Consider the following 2,148-nt stretch of genomic DNA (forward strand, 5'->3'; position numbering starts at 1 on the left):
CTATACTATGACTCTCCTCTTTTTGGACATTGATTCTCTGTTCAGGTATACTATCTTGAGGTTTTAATTTCACATTCGGATCGTAATTTCCCTTAAAGAAATCATCGAGAAGTTGAAACGTACGTGATAGCAACCGCCCGTCAAGTGCTTCACTTCGATTCAGCAATCGCCGCTGTAGAAAGTCATATTCACAAAGTATTTTCCCATTTTTCAGGAGGGTTGCCCGAATCATGTAGTGCTTGTATTTTGGCTTGGGTTGGCTGTCAATATATCTTCTGACTTTGGCAAAATCAGATGCCCCTAAGTGTAACGCAAGAGTAGCATGGAATGCAAAATCCTCTTGATAGTCGTAACTTTTTAAATTACAGTATCGCTGAAGGCGTTGCGCTAGATCCCAACGGAACTGCTTCAACTTGTCGCTTGGATTGATATCAATGAAAACAACACGTGGGTTGTGAAAATAGCCAAACCCGTTCACGGTGAACCTGCATAGTGGGGTGGCAGCACAGTGGGAGGCAAAGTCTTTCACGAGTTGTTTTTCGTTATTTGCTGTAAATCCTCCTGCAAGCGTGATATGGGGTACCGGTCTTTTTGGTTGGGCATAATGTAAGTGAAACTTGTTTGTAAGACGCAGAATCATTTTGCGAATATCGTGTTTGGAGGATCCCTGAAACCGATATTCAATGAGATAATTTGCATGTGGGGCCATACTGGGCGGTATATCCTTTTCTATGATGTCTAGGGACATCTATCATATCATTCTGTCTGTTCATCACGTAATCGTGTGCTGTTCTGGATAAGGCAGAAAATGGGTTAATCAGGTGTCGTATTGTAGATCGTATTTCTTTGTGAGTGCTTGCCACCGTGCGTAGTGATACTGGTCTAAGACCTGTCCCATCGAGTCAAGTTTCTTTAATTCTTGAGCATCCCGATACTCCCCGCTCACGTCTAAGGACTTATCTCCACCTTGTACGTGAATGATCTTCACATCCGACGTAACTCTAAACCCTCCCAAATAATCCTCTGGAATGTACGTGATTATTGTTGGTTGTGTGGTTTCTATGAACGCGTATCCACTGTTCTGGAAGTCATATTGGCCGTTACATTTTACTCCGACTGCCATATGGTCGGAAAACTCAAACAATACCACATCGTAGCCTAACTGGCATAAGAGGTAACTCAGGAGCAACGATTTGTCGGAGCATACCCCCTGATTATTGTGAAGTGTTTCGTAGGGGTAATACCAGTCGCTATCCATCCCAGAATATCGGTTCCAACTGTAAGGTATATGCTGGACAAGGCTGATTGCCACTTGAGCTTGAGCCTCTGGTGAACTGGATGTCTTTTCGATCTGCTCAATGAAAGGATCTAAATACTCATCCTGATAGGAGTTTTTTAGCAACTCCATTATGACTTCATCCACGTAATTGTACCGGTATGTGTGACTTTCTTTTGAAAAATACTCGTTTAATCCGCCATAGGTTGTAAAACTCAGAGTTCTTCGACCCCCAGCGTAGTAGGGATAATTGTGTGGTTTTGGGGAGTCCTTAAACGATTCGGAAGGGTCAATAATGTCGCCAATAATAGGGATATCCGAGGCCTTGAACGCTTGATTCTCTGGTGTCGTATCCGGTAAGGTCACCTTTGTTGATGAGGGGTCCTGCTGCATCAGGGCAGTAGATCCACCAGAATCGTCTTCTAACTGAGAAACGAACAAAACTATTTGAGGATAGAATAAAGCAAGACCCACAACAATCGCTAAAACGGCAAGAGTTTTCGTAATCTCTTGCTCGGTTTGCCGTGCGAGTCTCTGTGAGGATGTTTTTCTTGAGTGGCCATTCGCATTATCACTATATCGGGAGTAATCTTCACTGTTTTCGGTGTAAGAATATCGTTCTTGTACACAGTTATGGTATTCTGACAATCTGTGGTCCGCGCAAAATGTTTTTCCTACACAATTATGGTATTCTGGCAATCTGTGGTCCATGCAGAATGTTTCTCCACATCGTCTACAGACGTAGGGTAATCCTTCAATTTGGCGACCACAGAAATAGCATTTCGCCATATTCAATAACAATTGCTATCTATTTATAACCCTTCCGAAATGAATATCTGGAAAAAAGTTCCGTGAGATTATTCTCATTAAGA

General features: G+C 42.6%; 2 protein-coding genes and 1 pseudogene. All 3 read right to left on the reverse strand.

Features of this window, described 5'->3' with window-relative positions:
* The coding region (locus tag EI28_RS13795) for a 2'-5' RNA ligase family protein (protein WP_082223187.1) at positions 1–709 on the reverse strand (709 nt) is incomplete at its 3' end.
* Between the two features lie 108 nt (positions 710–817).
* On the reverse strand, positions 818–1,669 hold the full coding sequence (locus EI28_RS14565) for a transglutaminase-like domain-containing protein (RefSeq protein WP_187147950.1): 852 nt from the start codon (positions 1,667–1,669) through the stop codon (positions 818–820).
* A 288-nt stretch (positions 1,670–1,957) separates the two neighbouring features.
* Positions 1,958–2,065: pseudogene (locus EI28_RS15625) on the reverse strand (AN1-type zinc finger domain-containing protein); the annotation flags it as partial.
* Positions 2,066–2,148 lie beyond the last annotated feature (83 nt).

Origin of the sequence: Methanoculleus sp. MH98A (assembly GCF_000691865.1) — an archaeon.
Classification (GTDB): domain Archaea; phylum Halobacteriota; class Methanomicrobia; order Methanomicrobiales; family Methanoculleaceae; genus Methanoculleus.

What these genes read in the sequence shown, in the direction of transcription:
- EI28_RS14565 (WP_187147950.1), bottom strand. Translation starts at nt 1,669, where the DNA reads ATGCAGCAGGACCCCTCATCAACAAAGGTGACCTTACCGGATACGACA.